Origin of the sequence: Albibacillus kandeliae (assembly GCF_003116585.1) — a bacterium.
GTDB lineage: Bacteria > Pseudomonadota > Alphaproteobacteria > Rhodobacterales > Rhodobacteraceae > Albibacillus > Albibacillus kandeliae.
In genome coordinates this window covers 84,754-107,045 of sequence record NZ_QEHM01000010.1, presented here as the reverse complement: position 1 = coordinate 107,045, position 22,292 = coordinate 84,754, and the positions used below count along the sequence as shown (strand labels likewise).

Here is a 22,292-nt window from a genome sequence, read left to right as displayed (position 1 = left end):
GAAAGGACACCCCATGCGCCTGATCGATCTCGCTCGACCGCTGGAAAACACCGAATACGCCGATCCGCCGGGGCTTGCGCCCAAGATCACCTACTTCAATCACCAGGAAACCGCCGACCAGATCCTTGGCTTCTTCCCCGGCGTGACCCGCGATGGTCTGCCCGGCGGCGAAGGTTGGGCGGTGGAGCAGGTGATGCTCTCGACGCACAACGGCACGCATCTCGATGCGCCCTATCACTATCACTCCACCATGGACGGTGGGCAGCGTGCGATCACCATCGACGAAGTGCCTCTGGAATGGTGCATCGGGCGGGGCGTCAAGCTCGACTTCCGCGCCTTGCCGGACGGTCATGTCGTGACGCCGGAGGAGGTCGAAGCCGAGTTCGACCGCATCGGGCATGAGCTGCAACCGGGGGACATCGTTCTGGTGAACACCGCCGCCGCGGCCCACTACGGGACGGCGAAGTATGTGCCGAGCGGCTGCGGTATCGGTCGTGCGGCCACCAACTGGATGACCGAGCGGGGGATGCGGGTCTGCGGCACCGATGCGTGGAGCTGGGATGCGCCCTTTGTGCATACCGCGAAGAAGGTGGCGGAAACCGGCGATCCCTCGTTCATCTGGGAGGGCCACCGGGCGGGCATGGACCGCGCCTATTGCCACATGGAGAAGCTTGCCAACCTCGAGGACCTGCCAGCCACCGGCTTCGAGGTGCAGTGTTTTCCCGTCAAGATCAAGGGTGCCTCGGCCGGCTGGTGCCGCCCGGTCGCCATCATCCGGGACTGAAGGAGACCGACATGAAACTTGCAACATTCGACGGTGGCAAGGGCCACCGGCTCGGCGCCCTTATGGGTGACGGCCAGACCCTCGTGTGCCTGACCTCGACCGGCCTGCCGGAGCTGGCCGACATGCAGTCCCTGATCGAGGCGGGGAGCGCCGGGCTTGCCACCGCGCGCCGTGCGCTCGACGCGGCAGAGGTGACCGTGCCCGTGTCCAAGGTGCGCCTTCTGGCGCCGCTGCCGTGCCCGCCGCAGATCCGCGATGCCTCGACCGCGCCACGGCACATCGCCCATGCTCCGGTCGGGATGCGTCGCCTTGCGGCGGTTCTGGCGGGCGAGAGCGACCCCGGACCAGCCGAGGGCAGCGTTCCGGATATCTACAAGGCGCAGCCGATCTTCTACATCACCAACCGCTTCAGCGTGGCAGGGAACGGCGACCAGATCGTCTGGCCGGGCTATTCCGATTACATGGATTACGAACTGGAGGTGGCTGTCGTCATCGGCAAGGGCGGGCGCGATATCGCGGCTGCCGATGCGATGGATCATGTCTTTGGCTTTACCATCTTCAACGACTTCTCGGCCCGCGACGCCCAGTTGCGCGAGATGCAGGGCATGCTCGGGCCTGCCAAGGGCAAGAGCTTTGACGCGGGCAACGTCTTTGGCCCGTGGATCGTGACCACCGACGAGATCGCGGACTATCGCGAGCTCCGCTGCGTGGCAAAGATCAACGGGCGCACCGTGACCGACAGCCGCCTCGGCGAAATGCTCCACGGGTACGAGGACATGATCGCCTTTATCTCGAATGCCGAAACCTTGCACGCCGGGGAGATCATCGGCGGCGGCACCGTCGACGACGGTTGCGGACTCGAGCGCTTCGAGTTCCTTGCGGATGGTGACGTGGTGGAGCTGACGGTCGACGGGATCGGAACCCTGACGAACACCGTGGTGCGCAAAGGGTGAGAAACCCCGCGGCTTGAGAACAGACGGGGCGGCCCTTGGCCGCCCCGATCCGTATCAGCCCTGGTAGTCGGTCCAGGCCATGTCTTCGCCGCCGAGGCCGCCCTTGACCACGCGGGTCGGCAGGCCGATGCGATCGAGCAGGGTGAAGAACGGCTTGGGGTCCAGTTCCTCGACGTTCTTCATGGTCTTCGCATCCCACTCGCCGGTGGCCACCAGCATCGCCGCGGCGACGGGCGGCACCCCTGCGGTGTAGGAGATGCCCTGGCTGCCCACTTCCTCGTAGGCTTCCTTGTGGTCGGCCACGTTGTAGACGAAGAGCTCGATGTCCTTGCCGTCCTTCGTGCCCTTCACCAGGTCGCCGATGCAGGTCTTGCCGGTGTAGTTCGGCGCGAGGCTGGCCGGATCCGGCAGGCAGGCCTTGACCACCTTCAGCGGGATCACTTCCTGACCTTCGGCGGTCACCACCGGCTGCTCGGACAGCAGGCCGATGTTCTTCAGAACGGTGAAGACGTTGATGTAGTGATCGCCAAAGCCCATCCAGAAGCGCACGTCGGCCTGCGGATAGTTGGTGGCAAGCGAATGCACCTCGTCATGGCCCGACTGATAGGCCTGCGACGGGCCGACGACCGGCAGATCCCAGGTGTGGCCCGAGGCGAACATGGTCGTCTCCTTCCACTGCTGGTCTTCCCAGTAGTAGACCACGCCGGTGAACTCGCGGAAGTTGATCTCGGGGTCGAAGTTCGTCGCGAAGTACTTGCCGTGGTTCCCGGCGTTGATGTCGACGATGTCGATGCTCTTCACTTCGTCCATCTGGTCGATGGCATAGCGCGCATAGGCGTTCACGACACCCGGGTCGAAACCGGCGCCGAGGATGGCGGTCACGCCCTTCTCGGTGCAGAGATCGCGCTTTTTCCATTCGTAGTTCGCGTACCACGGCGGGGTCTCGCAGATCTTCTCGGGCTCTTCATGGATCGCGGTGTCGATATAGGCGGCGCCGGTCGCGATGCAGGCGTCGAGGACGTGCATGTTGACGAAGGCGGTGCCCACGTTGATCACGATCTGCGCGCCGGTCTCGCGGATCAGCGCGGCCACCGCCTCGGAATCCGTCGCGTCGACCGCGTGGGCAGTGAAGGCGCCCGCGACCTTCATCGCGTTCTTGGCGTTCACGCTGGCGATGATCGCCTCGCATTTCGATTCCGTGCGGCTGGCGATGTGGAGGTCGCCCAGCACGTCGTTGTTCTGGGCACACTTGTGCGCAACGACCTGGGCGACGCCCCCGGCGCCAATGATGAGTACGTTCTTCTTCAAATCTGAATCCCCTCAGATGATGAGGCGCACCGCCGGGGCGGGCGCCAGGTCAACAGGCGCCCCTTTCAAGGGCGCGGACAGATCACGACAGGGCCGCCGCGAAATCCTCGTAGGTGAAGCCGCGCACAAGGCGCTCGGAGCCGTCGAGCTCACGAATGGCGATGGCGGGCATCTGCACGCCGTTAAACCAGTTCTTTTTCACCATTGTGTAACCGGCCGCATCCTGCATCGACAGGCGGTCGCCGGGTTTCAGTGCATCGGGAAAGCGGAACTCTCCGAAGATGTCACCGGCAAGACAGGATTTGCCGCAGATCATCCATTCCTGATCGCCGCTTTCCAGCATCTTCGCGCTTTCGCGGTAGATCAGCAGGTCGAGCATGTGCGCTTCGATCGAGCTATCGACGATGGCGAGGTTCTTGCCGTTGTAGAGCGTGTCGAGCACGGTGACTTCCAGCGTGGTCGACTTGGTGATCGCGGCTTCGCCGGGCTCGAGGTAGACCTGCACCTCGTTTTCGCCCGCGAACCGCTTGAACCGCTCGGCAAGCTTTTCGAGCGGGTAGCCTTCGCCGGTGAAGTGGATACCGCCGCCAAGGGAGATCCAGTTCATCCGCTTGATCAGGTGACCGAAGCGCGCCTCGATCTGGCCCAGCATCTCGTCGAACCGCTCGAAGCTCGCGTTCTCGCAGTTGTTGTGGAACATGAAACCGGTGATGAGGTCCGCCACTGGCTCGATCACTTCAGGGCTGTGCTCGCCCAGGCGCGAGAAGGGGCGCGCCGGATCGGCGAGGTCGAAGCCAGAGGTCGAGACACCGGGGTTGACCCGCAGGCCGCGGATGTGGTTGCGGCTGACCTCTTCAAAGCGGGACAACTGCTGCGCGGTGTTGAAGATGACCTTGTCGGAGGAGGCCAGAACTTCCTCGATCTCGTCCGGGGCCCATGCGACGGAATAGGCATGCGTCTCGCCCGGGAACTTCTCGCGCCCCAGCTTCACTTCGAAGAGCGAGGAGGAGGTCGTGCCGTCCATGTACTCGGACATCATGTCGAAGACCGACCAGGTGGCGAAACACTTCAGCGCCAGCAGCGCCTTGGCACCGGAGAGTTGGCGCAATGTCGCGATCTTCTCCATGTTCGGAAGAAGGCGTGATTTGTCGATGAGGTAGTAGGGCGTCTGCATGCGCGTCGGGCCTCTGTCAGGACGGGACGGGAATGCACCGGGCCAATCGATGCCGGGGCCGTTTATAGCGGTTGGGGCGAGGTCGCAATGCCCCTGTCGCCGATGTCGCGGTTTCTGACGCGCGGTTCCTGTGGTTGTTGGGTTGGGCTAATGGTTTGGATAAGCGCACTTTTTCCAGTCTGCGGGATTTCGGTTCGCCGGACAGGCGGACTTCGTGGTCAATCTGACGCGACGCTCCGGGCGGCGATGATGCTGTCGAACGGCAATCTGCTGCGGCGCGAGACGGGCCACAGAGAATCGAGGAGCAGCGGACGATCTCGTGAAGGCAGGAGGCCGCTCAACCCCGCAGGGGAAGTGTGAAGCGCCCCTCGGAATCGAGCAGCTGGCGGTGTGCCCCGGCCAAGGCGGGCTCGGCTGTTCGGGGCGGGGCACTGCGATAGGTGCCGGTTCGCTCGAAGGCTGCGGCGAGGCGAAGAAGCCCGGTATCTGACCAGCCGCGCCCGGCAAAGGTCAGCCCAGCGGGCATGCCGATATCGGTCATGGTTCCCATCGGGACGGTGACCGTGGGCACGCCAAGGTGACGGATGGCAAGGTTGCCATTGGCCACCCAGGTGCCGTTCTTCCACGCCTTGTCAGCCGAGTCCGGGTTGCGGTCTGCATCCGCCGGTCCGACATCGGCGACTGCGGGAAAGATCACCGCGTCGACCCCGAGGTTGTCCATCCACTCTTCGAGGTCGAGGCGCCGGGTTTCCTCGAGGCCCCGAAGGCCCGCCTCGAGCTCGGGGATGTCGCGAAAGTCTGTCCGGGGGTGCGTTCGTGCGAAGTCGGGATAGTTCGCGATATCGTCGTCGAAGCCGGTGTAGCGATCGGGGAGGGCGCCTTGGGGCCGGGGGAAGATCTGCGCTCCGTTGACGTCGGCCAGCCGGTTCAGGTGCGGATCGCCGTTGGACCTGAGGAAGCTGTCCCACGACCAGACCGACAGGTCCCAGATCTCGCGTTCCAGGTAGGCAGACGACACCAGCCCGCGGGTATGAATCGTCGGCGCGCCGGGGCGGTCGCCTTCGTAGTTGGTCACCAGCGGAAAATCAGTGACGATGACCTCGGCGCCCGCAGCTTCGAGCGCGGATCGCGCCGCATCCATCAGGGCAACGATCGAGGGGCGGGTCTCGATCCGCTGACCGGTGGGGCCGCCGATACCACCGTCGGGCGCGGTTCCGGCGAGGGGGTCGGCGTTGATATACATGGCGGGCAGGGCGAAACGTTGGCCTGCGAGACTGCCGGTTTCCGCCAGCGCGGCGTAGGATTCCGGGCGGATATCGGAGGGGCGGGGAATCTCGACCCAGGGCTGGGAGCGCCAGAAATCACCGGTGGTGTCCTCGTCGTCCGCGACGATCACGTCCAGCAGCGCGAGCATGTCGGCCATCGTGCGGGTGTGCGGTACCACCACGTCCATCGTTGGCACGAGGGGCCAGTTCCCGCGCACCGAGATCACGCCCCGGCTGGGTGTGTAGGCGCAGAGCGCATTGTTCGCGGCAGGCGCGCGGCCGCTGGACCAGGTTTCTTCGCCGAGCCCGAAGGCGGCAAAGCTGGCGGCGGTCGCGGTGCCGGATCCGTTGGAGGAGCCGGAGGCGAAGGCGGCAGTCAGGTAGTCGGCGTTGTAGGGCGATTCCGCGCGGCCGTAGACGCCACGCTGCATGCCGCCGTTCGCCATTGGTGGCATGTTGGTCAGGCCGATGAGGATAGCCCCGGCGGCGCGCAGGCGGGCGATGACGAAGGCATCGTCGCCGGCGATCAGCTCGGCAAAGGCAGGCGAACCGCTGGCGACGGTCAGGCCCTTTGCCTTGTAGCTGTCCTTGGCGGTGTAGGGGATTCCATCGAGCGGGGACAGGGTGCGCCCGGCCGCGCGCCTTTGGTCCGAGGCGCGCGCCTCGTCCAGAACCGCCGGGTTGGCCACCACCACCGAGTTGAGCGTCGGACCCGCGCAGTCATATTGCGCGATCCGGTCGAGGTAGGCGGTCACCAGTTCGACAGCGGTGACCTCGCCGCTGCTCAGCGCTGCCTGCAGGTCGGCGATCGTGGCCTCGATGACGTTCACTTACGTCACCGATTTGGGCTGCTGCTGGGTGATGCAATGGATCCCGCCGCCGCGCGCGAAAAGCTCGCGCGAGTCGAGCATGGCAATGGTGCGGTTCGGGTAGGCGTGGGCAAGGATCTCGCGGGCGGCGCCATCTGCGCGGTCCTCGCCAAAGCCGCAGGCGATCACGGCACCGTTGGTCACGAGGTGGTTGATGTAGGAGTAATCCACCCAGCCGTGATCGTCGCGCAATTGCTCGGGGGCGGGCATGTCGATGATCTCGTAGGGGTTTCCGTCGGCGTCCCGCGCTGCGGTCAACTCGCGCTTGATCAGCGCCATGACCTGATGGTCGGGATGCTCCGGATTGTTCTGGGCGTGCAGCAGGATCAGGCCCGGCGCGGGGCTGGTCGCCACGATGTCGACATGGCCCGAGGTGCCGAAGTCGTCGTAGTCGCGGGTCAGTCCCTGCGACAGCCAGACCGTCTGGCGCGCACCCAGCAAGCGGGCCATCTCCTGCTCGACCTTGGCACGGGCGATGCCGGGGTTGCGGTTGGGATCGCGCTGCACCGTCTCTGTCAGGAACACCGTGCCGGCGCCATCGACATGCAGGCCGCCACCCTCGTTCACCAGTTCGGAGGACAGGCATTCGGCGCCCGCCAGACCGGCGATGAATCGGGCCATGTCTTCGTCGGGTTCGGCGTTGCTCCATGCGTGGCCGCCCCAGCCGTTGAAGACCCAGTCCACCGCGCCAAGGCGCCCGGACTCGTCGAGCACGAAGGTCGGGCCGGTGTCGCGCATCCAGAACTCGCCGACGGGGCGTTCGACGATCTCCACCGCACCGGCAAGCATGGTCTTGGCCCTGCGCGTCTCGCTCGGGTCCACGATCATGGTCACACCGATGAAATCCGCCGTGGTGTTGGCCACCTCGGCCCAGGCCGCGTAGCCGGCCTCGCGCTCGGCGCTGGTCTCGCCAAGCGTCGAGCCCTCACGGGGAAAGGCCATCCAAACGCGCTCTTGCGGTGCGGTCTCTGGCGGCATCGTCCATGTCATGTGGGGGCTCCTGGCATGTGTCTTCGAACTCGGGTGTTCCATAGCGCACTCGGCAGGGGGTGTCTCCCGCCGAGTGGCTGGCGGGCGGTTCAGGTTTGGAGGTCTTCGTTGCGCACCAACAGCGCGCGCAGGTCCTCTATGGTGCTGTCGAGCGGGATGATGTCCGGGCAGACCAGTTGCGCGTAGAACGGCAGCTTTTCCAACCTCTGTTCAAGGGATTCCGACGCCCCGACGAGGTAGTAGCCGATCTGGTGAAAGTAGGCGAGTTCGGCGTGGACGCGGGCGGCAAGGCCCTTGTTGCCGAACCCCTGGTACATGCTTTCGAGCTGTCGGATCCGAAGGTCATCTACCCGCTGAAGGGTCGCCGCGGTTTCCGGCGAGAAGGGGGCCCAATCCCGGATCGCGCCGTCGTACTCGGGATCGTAGCGGCGCTTGTCCAGCAGGATCCGAAGGTATTCGATGTACTTCTGGCGGCTGTCGAGGTCCGGTGACTCGAACACCAGAGAGAAGTGCAGGTTGTTCTGCTCTTCCCAGTCCTGCCGCAGCTTGTCGAGCAGATCGTCGAAGTTGCCGAACAGCCAGTAGAAGGCGCCGGTAGTGACCCCGAGGGCCGCCGCAAGCCGTCTGAGACTCAGGCCCTTGATCCCTTCCTCGATCAGGATCCGCCGTGCCGCGTGGATCCAGTCTGCCTCGACCAGGGGTTCCGACTTTCTTTTGGACGTTGCTTGCACGGGACCTCCTGTCTGGCTGCGAGATCGGTTTAACACGCTTGACAGGTTTTCGTCACCGGCCTTAGGTTCAGCAACATCACACCTGTTATGTTGTGGTTCGAAATGGGCCGGAATCACACCGGCGTCAACAGACAAGAGATCGACAGGGACCTGAAATGACTTTGCAAAGAACGCTTCTGTGGCCGGTGGCCGCACTCATGCTCTCCTCCAGTTTCGCGCTGGCAGCGGACGTCAAGCTGAGGCTTGCCGGGACGCTGCCGGCCGAGCACTTCGGCTCCAAGGTACTGGAGCAGATGATCGAAGAGATCGAATCCGCCAATGTCGGCGTGACGGTCCAGTACTTCCCGGCCGGTCAGCTCGGCTCGGGCGAAGAACTGTTCAACGATGTCCGCTTTGGCAACATCGACATGGTGCACGGCACCGTCTACGCGCAGGCCGACCCCCGGCTGGAGGTGCTGAGCCTGCCGTTCCTGATTTCTTCGGGCGACGAGATCCGCAGCGTGCTGGGCGACCCGACGTCGGAGTTCAACACTGTGATCTCCGAGATCCTTGCGGATCATGGGGTGCAGCATCTGGCCACCATCGGCGAGGGTCTGATCGGCATGATCGCGACCGACATGCCTGCTGATCCGAGAGGGCTTGGCCCCAAGGACATGAACATCCGGGTCTGGAGTTCGCAGATCGTCAAGACCACCATGGAGACGCTGGGCTACCAGACCACCACGATGAACTGGGCCGAGGTCTTTCCGGCGGTTCAGGCCGGGACCATCGACGGCGCCATCTGCTGTACTCCGGAATGGGCCTACACCACCTTCGCGGCCAGCGATGTCGGCAATACCTTCCTGGCCTACAACGCCTTCGTCGAGATCCAGGAGATCTACATCAGCGGCCAGAGCTGGGACAAGCTGAGCCCGGAGCAGCAGGAGGTCATCCAGACTGCCGCGTCCAAAGCAGCCTCGACTATCGCCGAGGATGCGCTGGAGCGGTCCGAAGGCTTCGTGGGGCAGTTGCGTGACAAGGGTTGGACCATCGTCGAGTTCACGCCCGAGGAGATGTCGGCGATCCGCGAAAAGGTCGTGGCCGATGTCTGGCCGACGCTGAGCGGGTCTGTCGGGCAGGATCTGATCGATCGTCTTACCAAGTAACGAGCGTGCGGGCGGCACGCGCCGCCCGCCGACCGGGGCCACCAAAGAGTCATTCCCGTGCAAGACCTAGCCAATCATCTGCCGCCCGGAACGGCGCGGTTCGTCCGCGCCATGGTGCGGATCAAGCTGACCCTCGGCGCGGTGGCGACGATCCTGCTGCCGCTTACCTTCACACTGGTCGTGATCATGAGATACCTGCTGCACGCGGATCTCTTTGCCTACGAGGAGTGGCTGCTTCCTCTCGCCTTCTGGCTCTACTTCCTCGGTGGCGCAGTGGGCAGCTATCAGAACGCGCACATCCGCGCCGATCTGCTCGAGTCGGTCTTCAGCTCTCGTCGGCTGCGCTGGACGCGGCAGGTCACGGTCGCGGTCATTGAACTGGCTATCGTGTTGGTTCTGACATGGTGGGCCTGGCAGTCGGTCGCGAGCGACATCGCCGCCTATCCACGCTGGCAGACCACCATCGCGCTCAAGATACCTTTCCTCGTGCCGCATCTCGCGACCCTGGTCGGCTTTGTCTTCATCGCCTTCTACACGGCACTTCACCTCTATGTCCTGCTACGGTTCGGCAGCGCCATACTGCCCGAGACCCCGGGCGACGAGACCCGGCCAGAGGGGGCCTTCTGATGATCCTGACCGGCTCCATCATCCTGCTTGTTGTTCTTCTGCTGATCGGGGTCTCTGTCCCGATGGCCTTTGGCGGCGTGCTGATCCTGATCGCGGTGCTGGGCGATCACAACACGGCGGCCTTCATGGGCACCGGGCACTGGAAGCTGAACACGGTGATCATCCTCGTGATTCCGCTGTTCATCATCACCGGCGACCTGATGCTGCGCAGCCGCATCGCCGACCCGATCGTGCGTATCGCCGAGCTGCTGACCGGCCGGGTGCGGGGCGGGCTGAGTGCGGCGGGTGTGATCGCCAGCGCCATGTTCGGCGCGATCTCGGGCAGCGGGGCCGCGACCCTCACCTGCATCGGCTCGATCATGATGCCGCATCTCGAGAGAAACCGGTATCCGCGCGGGTTCTCGGCGGCACTGCTGGTCAGCGCCAGTCCGCTTGGCCTGCTGATCCCTCCCAGCGGCGGGCAACTGGTCTATGCGTGGCTGACCCAGCAATCGGTTCTGAAGTGCTTTCTCTCCGCGCTCGGCGCGGGGCTTGTCCTGACGGCCTTCCTCGTCGCGGTGAACTTCCTCCTTCTGCGCCGCAATACCGAGATCCTGACGATCCGGCCGACCGGGCCGGTCCTGCCCGAACTGGGGCGGACCACCTTCCGGGCGATCCCCGCGCTGATGATGCCGCTGATCGTGCTCGGTGGTATCTACGGCGGTTTCATGACCCCGACCGAGGCCGCCGGTGTCGCGGCCATCTACGCGCTGCCCGTCGGATTCCTGATCTATCGCGGGCTGACATGGGCCACCTTCTGGCAGACCCTGAAGGAGTCGAGCGTGACCATCGGCGTCGTGATGGTGATGATCTTCATGGTGCTGATCGTCAGCAAGTACCTGATCTTCGAAGACGTGCCGCAGCTGACGCAGGACTTCATCTATTCCGTATCTGACAACCCGGTCGTCGTGATGCTGATGGTGAACCTCGTCATCATCATTATGGGCATGATCATCGACGACTTCAGCGGGCTGGTGCTGAGCGCCTCGCTGCTGACGCCGATCGCAACCAATGCCGGGGTCGACCCGATCCATTTCGCGGCGATCCTCGGCGTGAACCTTGGCATGGGCAACATCACCCCGCCAACCGCTCCCTTGCTCTATCTCGGGACACGGGTCACCGGCGTTTCGGTCCAGGCGATGATGAAACCGACCATCGCGTTCCTTCTGCTGGCCTGGCTGCCGACCCTGATGCTGGTCACCTTCGTGCCGCAGATCGCGATGTTCCTACCCGAATTCTTCTTCGGCTGACCGGGGAGTCCCCAGCCGCCCGCGCATGTCGCGTCACCACAAGGCAAAAGACCATGAACAACGACACACTCTTTCCACCGCTCGGCGATGCCGACATCCGGGAGCTGACGGCCTTCCGCCACGAGCTGCACCGGTTCCCCGAGCTGTCGGGGGAAGAGCAGGAGACGGCCCGCCGGGTCTGCGCGATGCTCGAACCGACTGCGCCCGACGCACTTCTCGAGGGGCTGGGCGGGCATGGCGTTGCGGCGGTTTATGACTCCGGCATGCCCGGGCCGACGATCCTCGTCCGCTCGGAACTTGACGCCCTTCCGATCCTCGAACTGGGTGAGATCGACCACCGGTCCGCCAAGCCCGGGACGGCGCATCTGTGCGGGCATGACGGGCACAGCACGATCCTCGTCGGGTTGGGCCGTGTTCTGTCGCGCCAGCGCCCCCCGCGCGGGCGGGTGGTGTTGATGTTCCAGCCCGCCGAGGAAACCGGTCAGGGCGCGGCCGCCGTGGTCGCGGACCCGCGTTATGGTGAGATCAGGCCGGACTGGGCGTTTTCCCTGCACAACATGCCGGAGATCGAGAAGGGCTCGGCCGAGCTGGTTGTCGGTCCGGCGAACTGTGCCTCGCGCGGCATGTGGATCCGGCTGACCGGCTCGACCGCCCATGCCTCGCGCCCCGGGGACGGACTGTCGCCCATGCGGGCCATGTGCACCCTGCTGCCGGCGCTGGAAGCTCTTGGCGCGGGCCAGTTGCCCGAGCCGGACTTCGTGATGGTGACACCGACCCACGCCCGGCTGGGCGAGCCAAGCTACGGCGTTGCACCGGGTGAGGCCTGGCTCCAGGTGACGCTTCGCACGGCGGATGACGCGCACATGTCGGACGTGGTGCAGCGGGCGGAGGAACTGGCGAAGCGCACGGCGCTGGACAACGGACTGGCCGTCGCGATTGGCTACGAGGACGTGTTCCCGGCCTCGGTGAATGACGCCGACGCGGTGGACTGTCTTGCCGAGGCCCTCGCCCGGTCTGGCATCCGGCGGATCACGCCGCCGGGTCCATCGGTCGCCTCAGAGGATTTCGGGCGTTTCGGCAAGGCCGGTGCGCGCTCCGCGATGGTTTTCCTCGGGGCCGGGCCGGACAGCCCTGCTGTCCATACCCCGGAGTATGACTTTGACGACACGTTGATCCCGGTCGGGGTCCGGATATTCTCCGAGGCCATCGCCGCCTGCCTGGACCGGACCGGGGCCGAATCCGGAGATCGCCTCGGGTCATGACCGAGTTTCCCTTTACTCTGGCAACCCCGCCGCGCTTTGCCGGTCCGTTGCCGCAGGAGGCGGACGCCGTGATTGTCGGCGGGGGGATCGTCGGCATCATGACCGCCCTGTTCCTCGCTCGCGCGGGTGTTCGCGCGGTCGTGCTGGAAAAGGGTCGTGTTGCCGCCGAGCAGTCCTCGCGGAACTGGGGCTGGGTCCGGCAGCAGGGGCGCGATCCGGATGAACTCCCGATCATGATCGAGGCGCGCCGTCACTGGCAGGGGCTGGCGCAGAAGTGCGGCGATGCCATCGGTCTGCAGGAGACCGGGGTGACCTATCTGGCCCGGACCGAGGCCGAGATGGAGGATTTCGCCGCCTTCGCCAAGCTGGCCGGGGCGCATGACCTCGACTCGCAGGTGCTGAGCCCGGAGCAGACAGAGAGGCTGATCCCGGGCACGGGCGCGCGCTATCTCGGGGCATTGACGACGCCGTCGGACATGCGGGCGGAACCGTGGACCGCGGTTCCAGCGGTTGCGGCCCTCGCGGTCGAGGAGGGTGCGACGATCGTCGAGAATTGTGCGGTCCGGGGGCTGGACATCGTTGCGGGGCGGATCGCTGGTGTCGTTACCGAAGCGGGCCGGGTCCTTACTTCCCGTGTGCTGGTGGCAGGCGGGGCGTGGTCCTCGCTCCTGCTCCGGCGGCACGGTGTCTCGATCCCGCAGGTGTCGGTGCGGGCCACCGTGGCGGCGACGCAGCCGCTGCCGGAGATTCATGCAGGGGCGGCGACCGATGAACTGGTCGCCTTCCGGCGGCGGCAGGACGGCTGCTATACCCTCTCGGCCGGGGGGCGCCATCAGGTCCTCCTCGGCCCCGACGCGTTCCGGCACTTCAGATCCTATCTGCCCGCGCTCAGGGCTGATCCGACCGGACCGGGCCTGCGGCCCTATGCGCCGCGCGGATACCCCGACGCGTGGACGACCCCGCGCCAGTGGTCGCTGGAGGAGATCACGCCGTTTGAGCGGATGCGTATCCTGAACCCGCCGGCGGAGGCGCGTGACCTGCGCCTGATGCGGCAGCGGTTTCAGTCGCTGTTTCCCGAACTGGGGCCGGTGGCGTTCCGCCGGACCTGGGCCGGGATGATCGACGCCATGCCCGACGTGGTCCCGGTGATCGACCGGGTTGCCCGGCTCCCCGGTCTCTTCATCGGGACGGGGATGAGCGCGCATGGTTTCGGCATCGGCCCCGGCGTGGGGCGCGTGCTGGCCGACCTGATGCAGGACAAGGCCCCGGGCCACGACCTGACCCGTTTCCGCCTGTCCCGGTTCGAGGATGGCAGCCCGATCCGTCCCGGCCCGGCGCTCTGACCGGGTCCATCGTGACAACAACAGTGGAGCGTGACATGAAGAGAGCAACCCGATTTGTGACAGGAGCGGCGGCGCTGATGGTTACTGCGACGATGGCCCTCGCCCAGAACGCTTGGGACACGATCCCCGATCCGGCCCCGCTGCCTGAACCCGCGGTGTCGGGCATGGTGGCAACCGCGGATCACGAAAAGGTCTATTTCGAGGTGCACGGCACCACGGGCGACTGGCTCGTCTTCCTGCACGGCGGCACCGGCAGCGCACTCTCGTGGGGCAACCAGGTTCCCGCGTTCGCGGGTGATCACCGCGTCTTGCTGATCGAAAGCCGGGGGCACGGACGGTCGAGCTGGAACGGCGAGCCGCTGCATTACGAGCGCATGGCCGATGACGTGGTCGCGGTGATGGATGCCCTCGGGATCGCGACGGCGCCCATAGTCGGGTGGAGCGACGGCGGCAACATCGCCATGATCATGGGCTATCGCTATCCGGATAAGGTCGCGCGGTTCGTGACTTTCGGCTCGAACGCTGACACCGACGCCTATGACATGGAAAACCTCTCGAAACCGCCCTACACGATCGAGAGCAACCAGTCCGAAATGGCCTATCGGTCCCTGTCGCCGACCCCGGAGAAGTGGGAGAACTTCAGCGCTGCGGTCTACCAGATGTGGACGGATGAGCCGCACATGCTGGACGAGTTGCAGAACATCGAGGCCCCGGCGCTGATCGCGGTCGGGCAGTACGACGCGATATCGGTCAAGCATTCGCAGGACATCGTCGACCGTATTCCGGGGGCAAAGCTGGCCGTCATGCCGGACGCGTCGCACTTCATGCCGATCCAGGCGCCGGAGGCGTTCAACGCGATGGTTCTGGAGTTCCTCGCGTCGAACTAAGGTGTGATCCAGAAAGTGGCACCCCTCTCAGGTGGGGTGCGGCGCTGGCCAGACCTTCATGCCGAAGTCGGCAATGATCCGGCGGATGGCCTGCGCGGTCTGGGGCCTTCGTGTGAGGCAGCGCGACACCGGGCCAGCGACCACGATCGAGAGCCGCCGACTGCCATAGGCGAGGGGCAGGGCGACCCCTGCAAGGTCGGCGATGTATTCGGAGTCGCTCTGGTGATAGCCACGCGCCTCGGCCTCGCGCAGGTCGCTTTCGATGCGGTCTATGCTCATCGGGGTGGTGTCCGAGAACTTCTCGAAGTTGAGCTTGCGATAGAACGCATCCCGCTCCTGCTGCTCCATTTGGGCAAGGATCGACCGTCCGGCCGAACTTGCATGCAGGGGAACGGTGGTGCCGATCTCGGCATTATAGCGGATCGGCTGGCGCGACTGGCAGACATGGATGAACACCACGGACTGGCCTGACATTGAGCCGATTGCGGTGGTCTCTCCGGTCTCGGCGCTGACCTTGTCGGCGAGCTGGCGGATCACGTCGGGGATCGGGTCGCTCTCGGCGATCTCCTGCGCCATGCTGAGCCAGCGCGGGCTGGGATAGTAGCCGCCGCGACTGCGCGGTTCGTAGAAGTAGCCGACTTCGACAAGCGTGCCGACGATGTTGAAGGTGCTGGAGCGCGGCCATCCGAGATCATCGGCGATCTCTGCCAGCGTGGCCGGTTCACCCCGGGCGGCGAAGTACTCCAGCAGAGTGACGACGTTAGCTGCCTGCCTGACCTTCATACGCTTTGTCCTTTCTGATTCACCGAGGATGCGCCGAGCGATTCGCTTTGGTGTATTTGTTAGTCATGATCATGAATAGATAGAACATATGTCGAGAGTGTTCGCCAGCATTTCACGCGCGCTCTCACATAATATGTAATTTTATCAACTGATTGCTTCTTAAGCCGCTAACCTCATGTAAGCAGAAAGTCGAGATTGAGTTATTCAATATCGTGAACATATGATTGCGATATCGGAATTACGGAAGGGAGGAGCCGTGATGAACCAGCAGTTTTCTGCGATCCAGCGGCATGGTGGCCCGGTCGAAGAATACCCCAACCTGTACATCGGCGGCAGCTGGGTTGCTCCGCAGGACGGCGGGATGATCGAGAGCATCGATCCGGCCACGGGCGCGGTATGGGCAAGGGTCGCATATGGCGGCAAGGCGGACGTGGACCGCGCGGTCGCGGCGGCGCGGGAAGCATTCGAGGGAGAATGGTCCCGGATAGCCCCGCACGAGCGCGCGGCCATGCTGCGCAAATTCGCCGACCTCTACGCAGCCAAAGTCGAAGACCTGGCACAGCTTGAGACCCGTGATTCAGGCCGGGCTTTGCGCGAGACGCGCGCCGACATCGGGATGCACGCCCAGTATTACCACTGGTTCGCGTCGCTGGCCGACAAGCACGATGGGCGCAGCATCCCGATGGGCGATGCGGTGCATGTCTTTACCTCGCGCCTGCCCGTCGGTGTCGTTGGCATGATCTGCCCCTGGAACGTGCCGCTGATGTCGGCCTGCTGGAAGCTTGGCCCCGCCCTGGCGGCGGGCTGTACCGTGGTGCTGAAGCCTGCCGAGCAGACGCCAGTGACCGCGCTGGCACTGGCCCGGCTGTTCGAGGAGGCGGGCTTTCCCGCAGGGGTCGTCAACGTGGTGCCGGGATATGGCCGTGGCGGAGCGGGCGAGGCGCTGGCCGAACACGAGGGTGTCGACAAGATCGCCTTTACCGGCGAGGGCGAGACCGCCCGCGCCATCCTGCGGACCGGGGCGCAGAGCCTGAAGAAATACACCTTCGAACTGGGCGGCAAGTCGCCCCACATCCTGTTCGCGGATGCGGACGTGGAACAGGCGCTGAATGCGGCGACGAACTCGGCATGGACCCTCTGCGGGCAGAGCTGCGCGCTGGGTTCGCGGGTGATGGTCCAGCGCCCGATCTACGACCAAGTGGTCGAAGCCTTTGCGGCGCGCGCGGCAAAGGTCCGCGTCGGGCTGCCGCTCGATCCGGCGACCCACATGGGGCCGCAATCGAGTGCAGAGCAGATGGAAAAGACCCTTCGCTACGTTCAGATCGGACGTGAGGAGGGGGCCGAGCTCGTGGCCGGGGGCAACCGCCTCGACGCCGGAGCGTTGTCGAACGGGTATTTCGTCGAGCCGACGGTGTTCGCCGGGGCGCGCAACGATATGCGGATCGCCCGCGAGGAGATCTTCGGCCCGGTTGCTGCGCTGATCCCCTTCGACGACGAGGAAGAGGCGGTCGCGCTGGCCAATGACACGGCCTATGGCCTGACCGCCGGGCTGTGGACCCGCGATGTCGGTCGGGCGCACCGCGTGTCCGCGCGGATCCGGGCGGGCATCGTGTGGGTCAATACCTACCGCTACATCCGGTGGACCACGCCCTATGGCGGGTTCAAGGCAAGCGGCTGGGGCCGCGAGAACGGGGTGGAGGCGATGGACGCCTACCTCGACACCCGCACCACGGTGATTTCGACCACCGGCAAATTTCCCGACGCATACGCCGACTGAGGCCCTGGAGAACTCGATGAGACTGCAAAACAAACTCGCCGTCATTACGGCGGCCGCCTCCGGCATGGGCCGCGCCGGTGTGGAACTGTTCCTGAAGGAAGGCGCAAAGGTCTGCGCCGTCGATATCAATGCCGACGCGCTGGCCGTGCTCAAGGCGACGCTCGACCCCGATGGCGACCGGCTGACGACGGTTCAGGCCGACCTCAGCACGGTGGAAGGACCGCGCCAGTCGATCCACGACGCAGCGGCCAAGCTGGGCGGGATCGACATCCTCTGGGCCCATGCGGGTATCCCCGGCCCGGGCGGCATCGAGGGGCTGGACGCGGCGGAATACGAGCTCGCGCTGAACCTGAACATGCGCTCGGCCAGCTTCGGCGCGGGCGAAGTGGTGCAGTACATGCGCAAGCGCGGCGGCGGTTCGGTGATCTTCACCGCCTCGGTGTCCGGCATGGTCGGCTCCATGTGGTCGCCGGTCTACTCGAGCTGCAAGTTCGCCGTGGTCGGGCTGACCAAATCTCTGTGCCAGACCTTCGCACCCGACAATGTCCGCGTGAACGTGGTTTGCCCGGGGTTGGCGGAAACGCCGATGAAATCCGGCTTTACCGGCCGCGGGGTCAGTGCGGAGCAGGCCAAGGCGGCCGAGGACAAGTACACGGCAACAGTGCCGCTGGGCCGGTTGGTCCAGCCGGAGGAAGTGGCCCAAGCCGTGCTCTGGCTGGCCTCGGACGACAGCGCCTTTGTCACCGGTGTCGAACTGCCGGTCGACGGTGGCTTCACCGCGAAATGAAACGTGCCGCCCGGACGACGACAGGAGGACGCCGGGCGGGTCAACAGGACCCCATGAGGTCCGATCAGGGAGGAAGACAATGAAACATCTGAAACCGGCGGTACTCGCCCTTGCGCTCGGTATGACCGGGGCCCTTGCCGCTCAGGCGCAGCAACTCACCTATGCCTCGGGCTTTCCGCCGGGCGGGCCCGTGAACGAGGGGCTGAAGGACTTCGTCGCCTACGTGAACGACAACTCGGACATGTCGATGAAGCTGTTCGAGCTTTCGCTGCTGGACCTCAAGGAAACCCCGGCCGGCATCCGTGACGGCCTCGCCGACATGGGTTACGTGCTGATGCCCTACTTTCCCGCAGAATTCGCCGAGGCGAACCTCGCGGCGGACCTCTCGATGCTGTCCACCTCGGGCACACGCGGTGCCGATCCGGCCATTGCCATGGCGGGCGCGCTGACAGAGTACGCCATGCTGCATTGCCCGGACTGCCAGGCCCAGTTCGCCCGCGAGAACCAAGTCTACCTCGGCAGCGCCTCGACCCCGGATTACGTTCTGCTCTGCACCCAGCCCGTGCGTTCGGTCGAGGATCTGAAGGGCAAGACCTTCCGCGCCGGGGCGTCGAACTTCGGCCGCTGGGCCGAACATTTCGGCGGAACCAAGGTGTCGATCCCCGGCAACGAGATCTACGAGGCGATGAGCCAGGGCGTGGTGGACTGCACCATGATCTCGGCCCCGGAACTGCTGAACCTGCAGCTGATCGACGTGACCAAGTACATCACGACCGGGGTTCCGGGCGGTGTCTTCGCCGGATCCGGCGCGGCCAACATCAACCGGGATACCTGGGCCGGGCTCTCGGGCGAGCAGCGCAGTTTCCTGCTGAAGGCCGCCGCGCGCAACGTGGCCGACGTGTCGATCCGCTACAACAACGCGGCCAAGGAAGCGCTGGAGGAATCCCGCAAGCGTGGCATCGAGGTGATCGAGCCGCCGCAGGCGCTGCTCGATGCCTCGGAAGCCTTTGTGAAGGACGACGTCAAGGTCGTGGCAAAGCAGTTCTCGGACACCTACGGGCTGAGTGATGTCGACGCCAAGATGGAGGTCATCGCGGGACTCGTCGACAAGTGGAAGGAGAAGGGCGCCGGGCTCGAGCAGAACACGGACGGACTGGCCGACCTGCTCTGGACCGAGGTGTTCTCGAAGGTCGACCCGGAAACCTACGGGCTGAACTGAGGACACTGCGCGCAGGTCTGCCCGGCTCGCTCCCCGGTCGGGCAGACCCCTTTCGCAAGGACATGACAATGCAGGCAATCGAAAAGGCGCTTGGTGGCGCGATCGGGGGCGCGACGCTGGTCAGCGCCGTCGCTCTCGTTCTCATGATGGTGCACATCACGGCGGACGTGGCGGCGAAGTTCTTCCTGTCCAGTCCCCTGCCGGGCACGATCGCGATCGTGTCGAACTACTACATGGTGGCGGTGGTCTTCCTTCCTCTGGCCTTCGCCGAGCGCGGCAGCAAGCATATCTCCGTCGAGATTCTGGTCGAGCGCCTTGCTCTGCCGGTTCAGCGGCGACTGAACTCGGGCGCCTCCCTCTATGCGGCTGTCATCTTCGGCCTGCTGACCTGGCGTGGGGTCGAAGAGGCGCTGCGCAAGACGCAGGTCAGCACCTTCATCATCGAGCAGGACGTGCGGATCGACACCTGGCCTGCTTTCTACCTGATGCCCATCGGCACCGGGCTGATCGTGGCGGCGCTGGTCTACAAGATCGCGCGCTACGGCATTCGGGGTGCCGAATTCCATGTCGACCGCGCGTTCTGAGGGTTGGCGATGACGGATGCACATATCGGATTCGCCGGGCTTGGCCTGCTGGTCCTGCTGATTGCCCTGAGATTCCCCATCGGGGTCTCGCTGATCGGGGTCTCCTTCGGGGGTATCTGGCTGCTGGTCGGCGAACGGGCGGCATGGGGAGCGCTTGGGGTGGTGCCCTGGGGGTTTGCCTCGACCTGGCAGCTGAGCTCGATCCCCATGTTCCTGCTGATGGGTTTCGTCTGCTACAACGGAGGGCTGACGACGGGACTGTTCCGGGCGGCCCGGGTCTGGCTGTCGCGGTTGCCCGGTGGGCTGGCGGTGGCCTCTATCTTCGGAGCCGCGGGGTTCGCGGCGGTGACGGGGTCGTCCATCGCCTGTGCGGCTGCGATGGGGCGGATCGCGGTGCCCGAGATGATGCGCCAGAAGTACGACGTGAGCCTCGCGACAGGCACCGTGGCGGCGGCGGGGACAGTCGGCGCGCTGATCCCGCCGTCGATCCTGATGATCCTCTACGGCATCATCGCGCAGGTGCCGGTGTCCTCGCTGTTCATGGGCGGGGTGGGCGCGGGGCTTTTGACCGTGCTAGGGTACGTCGGCGTGGTCGTGATCCGCGCCAAGCTCAACCCGGCGCTCGCACCGCGCGATGACGACAGGTTCAGCTGGCCGGACCGGCTGGGCGCCCTTGTCGAAACCTGGCCGGTTCTGCTGCTGATGCTGGGCGTGCTGGGCGGCCTGTTCATGGGCGCCTTCACCCCGACCGAGGCCGGGGCCGTCGGTTCGTTCCTTGCCGTGGTGATCGCGTTGCTCAAGCGCGGGCTGACCTGGCAGGGGTTCCGTGCGGCTGTCATCGACACGCTGATCAACTCGGCCGCGCTGTTCATCATTGCCATCGGCGCGTCGATGCTGACCCGGTTCATCGCCTATTCCGGCGCGGGTGACGTGCTGGCCGAGGCGATCTCGGGTGCTGGGCTGAGCTTTACCCTGCTCCTGATCGGGATTGCCTGTGTCTACCTGCTGCTCGGGATGTTCCTGGAGCCGATCGGGGCCATGCTGCTGACCCTGCCGATCCTGCTGCCGATCATCGACGAGGCCGGTTGGAACCTGATCTGGTTCGGCGTTCTGCTGGCGAAATTCCTCGAGATCGGCATGATCACACCGCCCATCGGGCTGAACGTCTTTGTCATCAAGGGGGTCGTCGGCGATCTTGCCTCGACGGGTACGATCTTTCGCGGGGTCATGTGGTTCCTCGTGGCGGACCTGCTGATCGTGACCGCGCTTGTCGTGGTGCCGGAGATCGTTCTGTGGCTGCCGAGCGTGGCAGGCTGAGGCAAGCGAAGGAGAAGACATGCTCGACCTTCTGAAACCGTTCCGCATCCTCGATGCCTCGACCATCGTGATGGGCCCGATGGCCGGACAGGTGCTTGGAGACCTCGGGGCCGAGGTCATCAAGCTGGAACCGCCGGCGGGAGATCTCGCGCGCTCCTCTGGCACGCGAGGGCCGGATGGAACGGGTGCGCTGTTTGCCAACAACAACCGGAACAAGCTGGGGGTGGTGGCAGACCTCAAGACGCCGGAGGGGCAGGAGATCCTCGGGGAGTTGCTCGATCACTCGGACGTGGTGCTGCACAACATGCGTCCCGCAGCGGCGCGGCGGGTCGGGCTTGACGCGGAAACGGTACGTCAGGGCAGGCCCCGGCTGATCCATTGCGCGGCCACCGGATATGGCAGCGACGGACCCTACGCCGGGCGGCCCGCCTATGACGACATCATCCAGGCCGCAGGGGGGCTCGCCGCCCTGCCGACACGCGTCGGGGCGGAACCGGCCTATGTGCCGACGATCGTCGCCGACAAGATCGGCGGGCTGCACATCCTCTATGCCATCCTTGCCGCGCTCCTTGCGCGGGAGCGGACGGGGCAGGGGCAGGCGATCGAAGTGCCCATGTTCGAATGCCTCGTCGCCTTTCTGATGAACGAGCACCTTGATGCCGCAAGCTTCGATCTCGGTGGGAGGCCGGGTTATGTCCGCCTGCTGAACCCAAGCCGCCGGCCCTATGCAACGGCAGACGGCTGGCTCTCGGTCATGCCCTACGATGAACGGCACTGGCGCGCGGTTCTCGACGCGATGGGAGAGACCGGCATTCCTTCCGAACCGTGGTTCGGTGACCCCGCACAACGCAATGCGCGGTCCGACAGGCTCTATCATCGGCTTGCGACCGGCCTGACGCAGAAGCCCACCGAAGCGTGGATCGCGATTTTCGAGGCAAAGGACATTCCCTATGCCCGCGTTGCGGGGATCGACGACCTGCTCAGCGATCCGCACCTTTCGGCGCAGAACTTCTTCGCGGCCTCCGATGACCTTCCCGGGCGGGTGCGGTCGGTTCCGCTGCCGGTCCGGTTCGAGGGCGTTCCGCAGGGCCGCGACCACGCGGCCCCCGGCCTTGGAAAGCACACGGCGGAGGTTTTACGTCGGTTGGGCGAAGAGGTTTCCCGGGTCGGGCCGCGGACAGCGGAGTAGAGCGGCGCC

Annotated in this window: 20 protein-coding genes; 14 read left to right on the top strand and 6 right to left on the bottom strand. The window is 65.3% G+C overall.

What is annotated here, in order from left to right; translation table 11 throughout:
* Positions 1–13: 13 nt before the first annotated feature.
* The gene (locus DDT93_RS21660) at positions 14–784 is read left to right on the top strand and encodes a cyclase family protein (RefSeq protein WP_109467986.1); all 771 of its coding nucleotides are present in this window, start codon (positions 14–16) and stop codon (positions 782–784) included.
* Positions 785–795: 11 nt separating this feature from the next.
* The gene (locus DDT93_RS21655) at positions 796–1,737 is read left to right on the top strand and encodes a fumarylacetoacetate hydrolase family protein (RefSeq protein ID WP_109467985.1); all 942 of its coding nucleotides are present in this window, start codon (positions 796–798) and stop codon (positions 1,735–1,737) included.
* Between the two features lie 54 nt (positions 1,738–1,791).
* Here the strand turns inward: DDT93_RS21655 and DDT93_RS21650 are convergent, their stop codons facing one another.
* The 5 genes from DDT93_RS21650 to DDT93_RS21630 form a co-directional block, all read right to left on the bottom strand.
* Positions 1,792–3,045: a saccharopine dehydrogenase family protein gene (locus DDT93_RS21650; protein WP_109467984.1), complete on the bottom strand. Its 1,254-nt coding sequence runs from the start codon at positions 3,043–3,045 to the stop codon at positions 1,792–1,794.
* 82 nt (positions 3,046–3,127) lie between these two features.
* On the bottom strand, positions 3,128–4,219 hold the full coding sequence (locus tag DDT93_RS21645; protein ID WP_109467983.1) for a carboxynorspermidine decarboxylase: 1,092 nt from the start codon (positions 4,217–4,219) through the stop codon (positions 3,128–3,130).
* A gap of 337 nt (positions 4,220–4,556) precedes the next feature.
* Complete coding sequence (locus DDT93_RS21640) at positions 4,557–6,314, bottom strand: amidase (protein ID WP_109467982.1); 1,758 nt, start codon at positions 6,312–6,314, stop codon at positions 4,557–4,559.
* Entirely contained in the window at positions 6,315–7,331 is a 1,017-nt protein-coding gene (locus tag DDT93_RS21635) for an agmatine deiminase family protein (RefSeq protein ID WP_269800958.1), read from the bottom strand.
* 101 nt (positions 7,332–7,432) lie between these two features.
* Positions 7,433–8,074: a TetR/AcrR family transcriptional regulator gene (locus tag DDT93_RS21630; RefSeq protein WP_157960251.1), complete on the bottom strand. Its 642-nt coding sequence runs from the start codon at positions 8,072–8,074 to the stop codon at positions 7,433–7,435.
* A 155-nt stretch (positions 8,075–8,229) separates the two neighbouring features.
* Here DDT93_RS21630 and dctP point away from each other — a divergent pair, with 155 nt between their 5' ends.
* Genes dctP through DDT93_RS21600 form a run of 6 tightly spaced genes read left to right on the top strand, consistent with a single transcriptional unit; the run spans position 8,230 to position 14,627 of the window.
* On the top strand, positions 8,230–9,219 hold the full coding sequence (gene dctP, locus DDT93_RS21625) for a TRAP transporter substrate-binding protein DctP (RefSeq protein ID WP_109467980.1): 990 nt from the start codon (positions 8,230–8,232) through the stop codon (positions 9,217–9,219).
* 57 nt (positions 9,220–9,276) lie between these two features.
* Positions 9,277–9,846, top strand: coding sequence for a TRAP transporter small permease (locus DDT93_RS21620; protein ID WP_157960250.1), 570 nt, complete (start codon positions 9,277–9,279; stop codon positions 9,844–9,846).
* Positions 9,846–11,135, top strand: coding sequence for a TRAP transporter large permease (locus tag DDT93_RS21615; RefSeq protein WP_109467978.1), 1,290 nt, complete (start codon positions 9,846–9,848; stop codon positions 11,133–11,135). The genes DDT93_RS21620 and DDT93_RS21615 overlap by 1 nt, the downstream gene beginning before the upstream one ends.
* 53 nt (positions 11,136–11,188) lie before the next feature.
* The gene (locus DDT93_RS21610) at positions 11,189–12,397 is read left to right on the top strand and encodes an amidohydrolase (protein WP_109467977.1); all 1,209 of its coding nucleotides are present in this window, start codon (positions 11,189–11,191) and stop codon (positions 12,395–12,397) included.
* Positions 12,394–13,740 carry an NAD(P)/FAD-dependent oxidoreductase gene (locus DDT93_RS21605; protein WP_109467976.1) on the top strand — a complete coding sequence of 449 codons (1,347 nt, stop codon included), beginning with the start codon at positions 12,394–12,396 and terminating at the stop codon, positions 13,738–13,740. Before DDT93_RS21610 ends, DDT93_RS21605 begins: the two co-directional genes overlap by 4 nt.
* Before the next feature lie 35 nt (positions 13,741–13,775).
* The gene (locus DDT93_RS21600) at positions 13,776–14,627 is read left to right on the top strand and encodes an alpha/beta fold hydrolase (RefSeq protein WP_109467975.1); all 852 of its coding nucleotides are present in this window, start codon (positions 13,776–13,778) and stop codon (positions 14,625–14,627) included.
* A 27-nt stretch (positions 14,628–14,654) separates the two neighbouring features.
* Here the strand turns inward: DDT93_RS21600 and DDT93_RS21595 are convergent, their stop codons facing one another.
* A complete protein-coding gene (locus DDT93_RS21595) occupies positions 14,655–15,410 on the bottom strand; it encodes an IclR family transcriptional regulator (protein ID WP_109467974.1) in 756 nt (251 codons plus the stop codon).
* 259 nt (positions 15,411–15,669) lie between these two features.
* On the opposite strand from DDT93_RS21595, the gene DDT93_RS21590 reads away from it, so the two are divergent.
* The 6 genes from DDT93_RS21590 (at position 15,670) to DDT93_RS21565 (ending at position 22,283) form a co-directional block, all read left to right on the top strand.
* Positions 15,670–17,187, top strand: coding sequence for an aldehyde dehydrogenase (locus DDT93_RS21590; protein WP_109467973.1), 1,518 nt, complete (start codon positions 15,670–15,672; stop codon positions 17,185–17,187).
* Positions 17,188–17,203: 16 nt separating this feature from the next.
* Positions 17,204–17,974 carry an SDR family NAD(P)-dependent oxidoreductase gene (locus tag DDT93_RS21585; protein WP_109467972.1) on the top strand — a complete coding sequence of 257 codons (771 nt, stop codon included), beginning with the start codon at positions 17,204–17,206 and terminating at the stop codon, positions 17,972–17,974.
* A gap of 79 nt (positions 17,975–18,053) precedes the next feature.
* Positions 18,054–19,193 (top strand): C4-dicarboxylate TRAP transporter substrate-binding protein, encoded by a 1,140-nt coding sequence (locus DDT93_RS21580; protein WP_109467971.1) that lies wholly within the window; start codon positions 18,054–18,056, stop codon positions 19,191–19,193.
* Positions 19,194–19,261: 68 nt separating this feature from the next.
* The gene (locus DDT93_RS21575) at positions 19,262–19,777 is read left to right on the top strand and encodes a TRAP transporter small permease (RefSeq protein ID WP_157960248.1); all 516 of its coding nucleotides are present in this window, start codon (positions 19,262–19,264) and stop codon (positions 19,775–19,777) included.
* 9 nt (positions 19,778–19,786) lie between these two features.
* Entirely contained in the window at positions 19,787–21,094 is a 1,308-nt protein-coding gene (locus DDT93_RS21570) for a TRAP transporter large permease (protein ID WP_109467969.1), read from the top strand.
* A 19-nt stretch (positions 21,095–21,113) separates the two neighbouring features.
* Complete coding sequence (locus tag DDT93_RS21565) at positions 21,114–22,283, top strand: CaiB/BaiF CoA transferase family protein (RefSeq protein WP_109467968.1); 1,170 nt, start codon at positions 21,114–21,116, stop codon at positions 22,281–22,283.
* The last annotated feature ends 9 nt before the right edge of the window (positions 22,284–22,292 follow it).

What these genes read in the sequence shown, in the direction of transcription:
- DDT93_RS21660 (WP_109467986.1), top strand. Translation starts at nt 14, where the DNA reads ATGCGCCTGATCGATCTCGCTCGACCGCTGGAAAACACCGAATACGCC.
- DDT93_RS21655 (WP_109467985.1), top strand. Translation starts at nt 796, where the DNA reads ATGAAACTTGCAACATTCGACGGTGGCAAGGGCCACCGGCTCGGCGCC.
- DDT93_RS21645 (WP_109467983.1), bottom strand. Translation starts at nt 4,219, where the DNA reads ATGCAGACGCCCTACTACCTCATCGACAAATCACGCCTTCTTCCGAAC.
- DDT93_RS21635 (WP_269800958.1), bottom strand. Translation starts at nt 7,331, where the DNA reads ATGCCGCCAGAGACCGCACCGCAAGAGCGCGTTTGGATGGCCTTTCCC.
- dctP (WP_109467980.1), top strand. Translation starts at nt 8,230, where the DNA reads ATGACTTTGCAAAGAACGCTTCTGTGGCCGGTGGCCGCACTCATGCTC.
- DDT93_RS21615 (WP_109467978.1), top strand. Translation starts at nt 9,846, where the DNA reads ATGATCCTGACCGGCTCCATCATCCTGCTTGTTGTTCTTCTGCTGATC.
- DDT93_RS21610 (WP_109467977.1), top strand. Translation starts at nt 11,189, where the DNA reads ATGAACAACGACACACTCTTTCCACCGCTCGGCGATGCCGACATCCGG.
- DDT93_RS21605 (WP_109467976.1), top strand. Translation starts at nt 12,394, where the DNA reads ATGACCGAGTTTCCCTTTACTCTGGCAACCCCGCCGCGCTTTGCCGGT.
- DDT93_RS21600 (WP_109467975.1), top strand. Translation starts at nt 13,776, where the DNA reads ATGAAGAGAGCAACCCGATTTGTGACAGGAGCGGCGGCGCTGATGGTT.
- DDT93_RS21595 (WP_109467974.1), bottom strand. Translation starts at nt 15,410, where the DNA reads ATGAAGGTCAGGCAGGCAGCTAACGTCGTCACTCTGCTGGAGTACTTC.
- DDT93_RS21590 (WP_109467973.1), top strand. Translation starts at nt 15,670, where the DNA reads ATGAACCAGCAGTTTTCTGCGATCCAGCGGCATGGTGGCCCGGTCGAA.
- DDT93_RS21585 (WP_109467972.1), top strand. Translation starts at nt 17,204, where the DNA reads ATGAGACTGCAAAACAAACTCGCCGTCATTACGGCGGCCGCCTCCGGC.
- DDT93_RS21580 (WP_109467971.1), top strand. Translation starts at nt 18,054, where the DNA reads ATGAAACATCTGAAACCGGCGGTACTCGCCCTTGCGCTCGGTATGACC.
- DDT93_RS21575 (WP_157960248.1), top strand. Translation starts at nt 19,262, where the DNA reads ATGCAGGCAATCGAAAAGGCGCTTGGTGGCGCGATCGGGGGCGCGACG.
- DDT93_RS21570 (WP_109467969.1), top strand. Translation starts at nt 19,787, where the DNA reads ATGACGGATGCACATATCGGATTCGCCGGGCTTGGCCTGCTGGTCCTG.
- DDT93_RS21565 (WP_109467968.1), top strand. Translation starts at nt 21,114, where the DNA reads ATGCTCGACCTTCTGAAACCGTTCCGCATCCTCGATGCCTCGACCATC.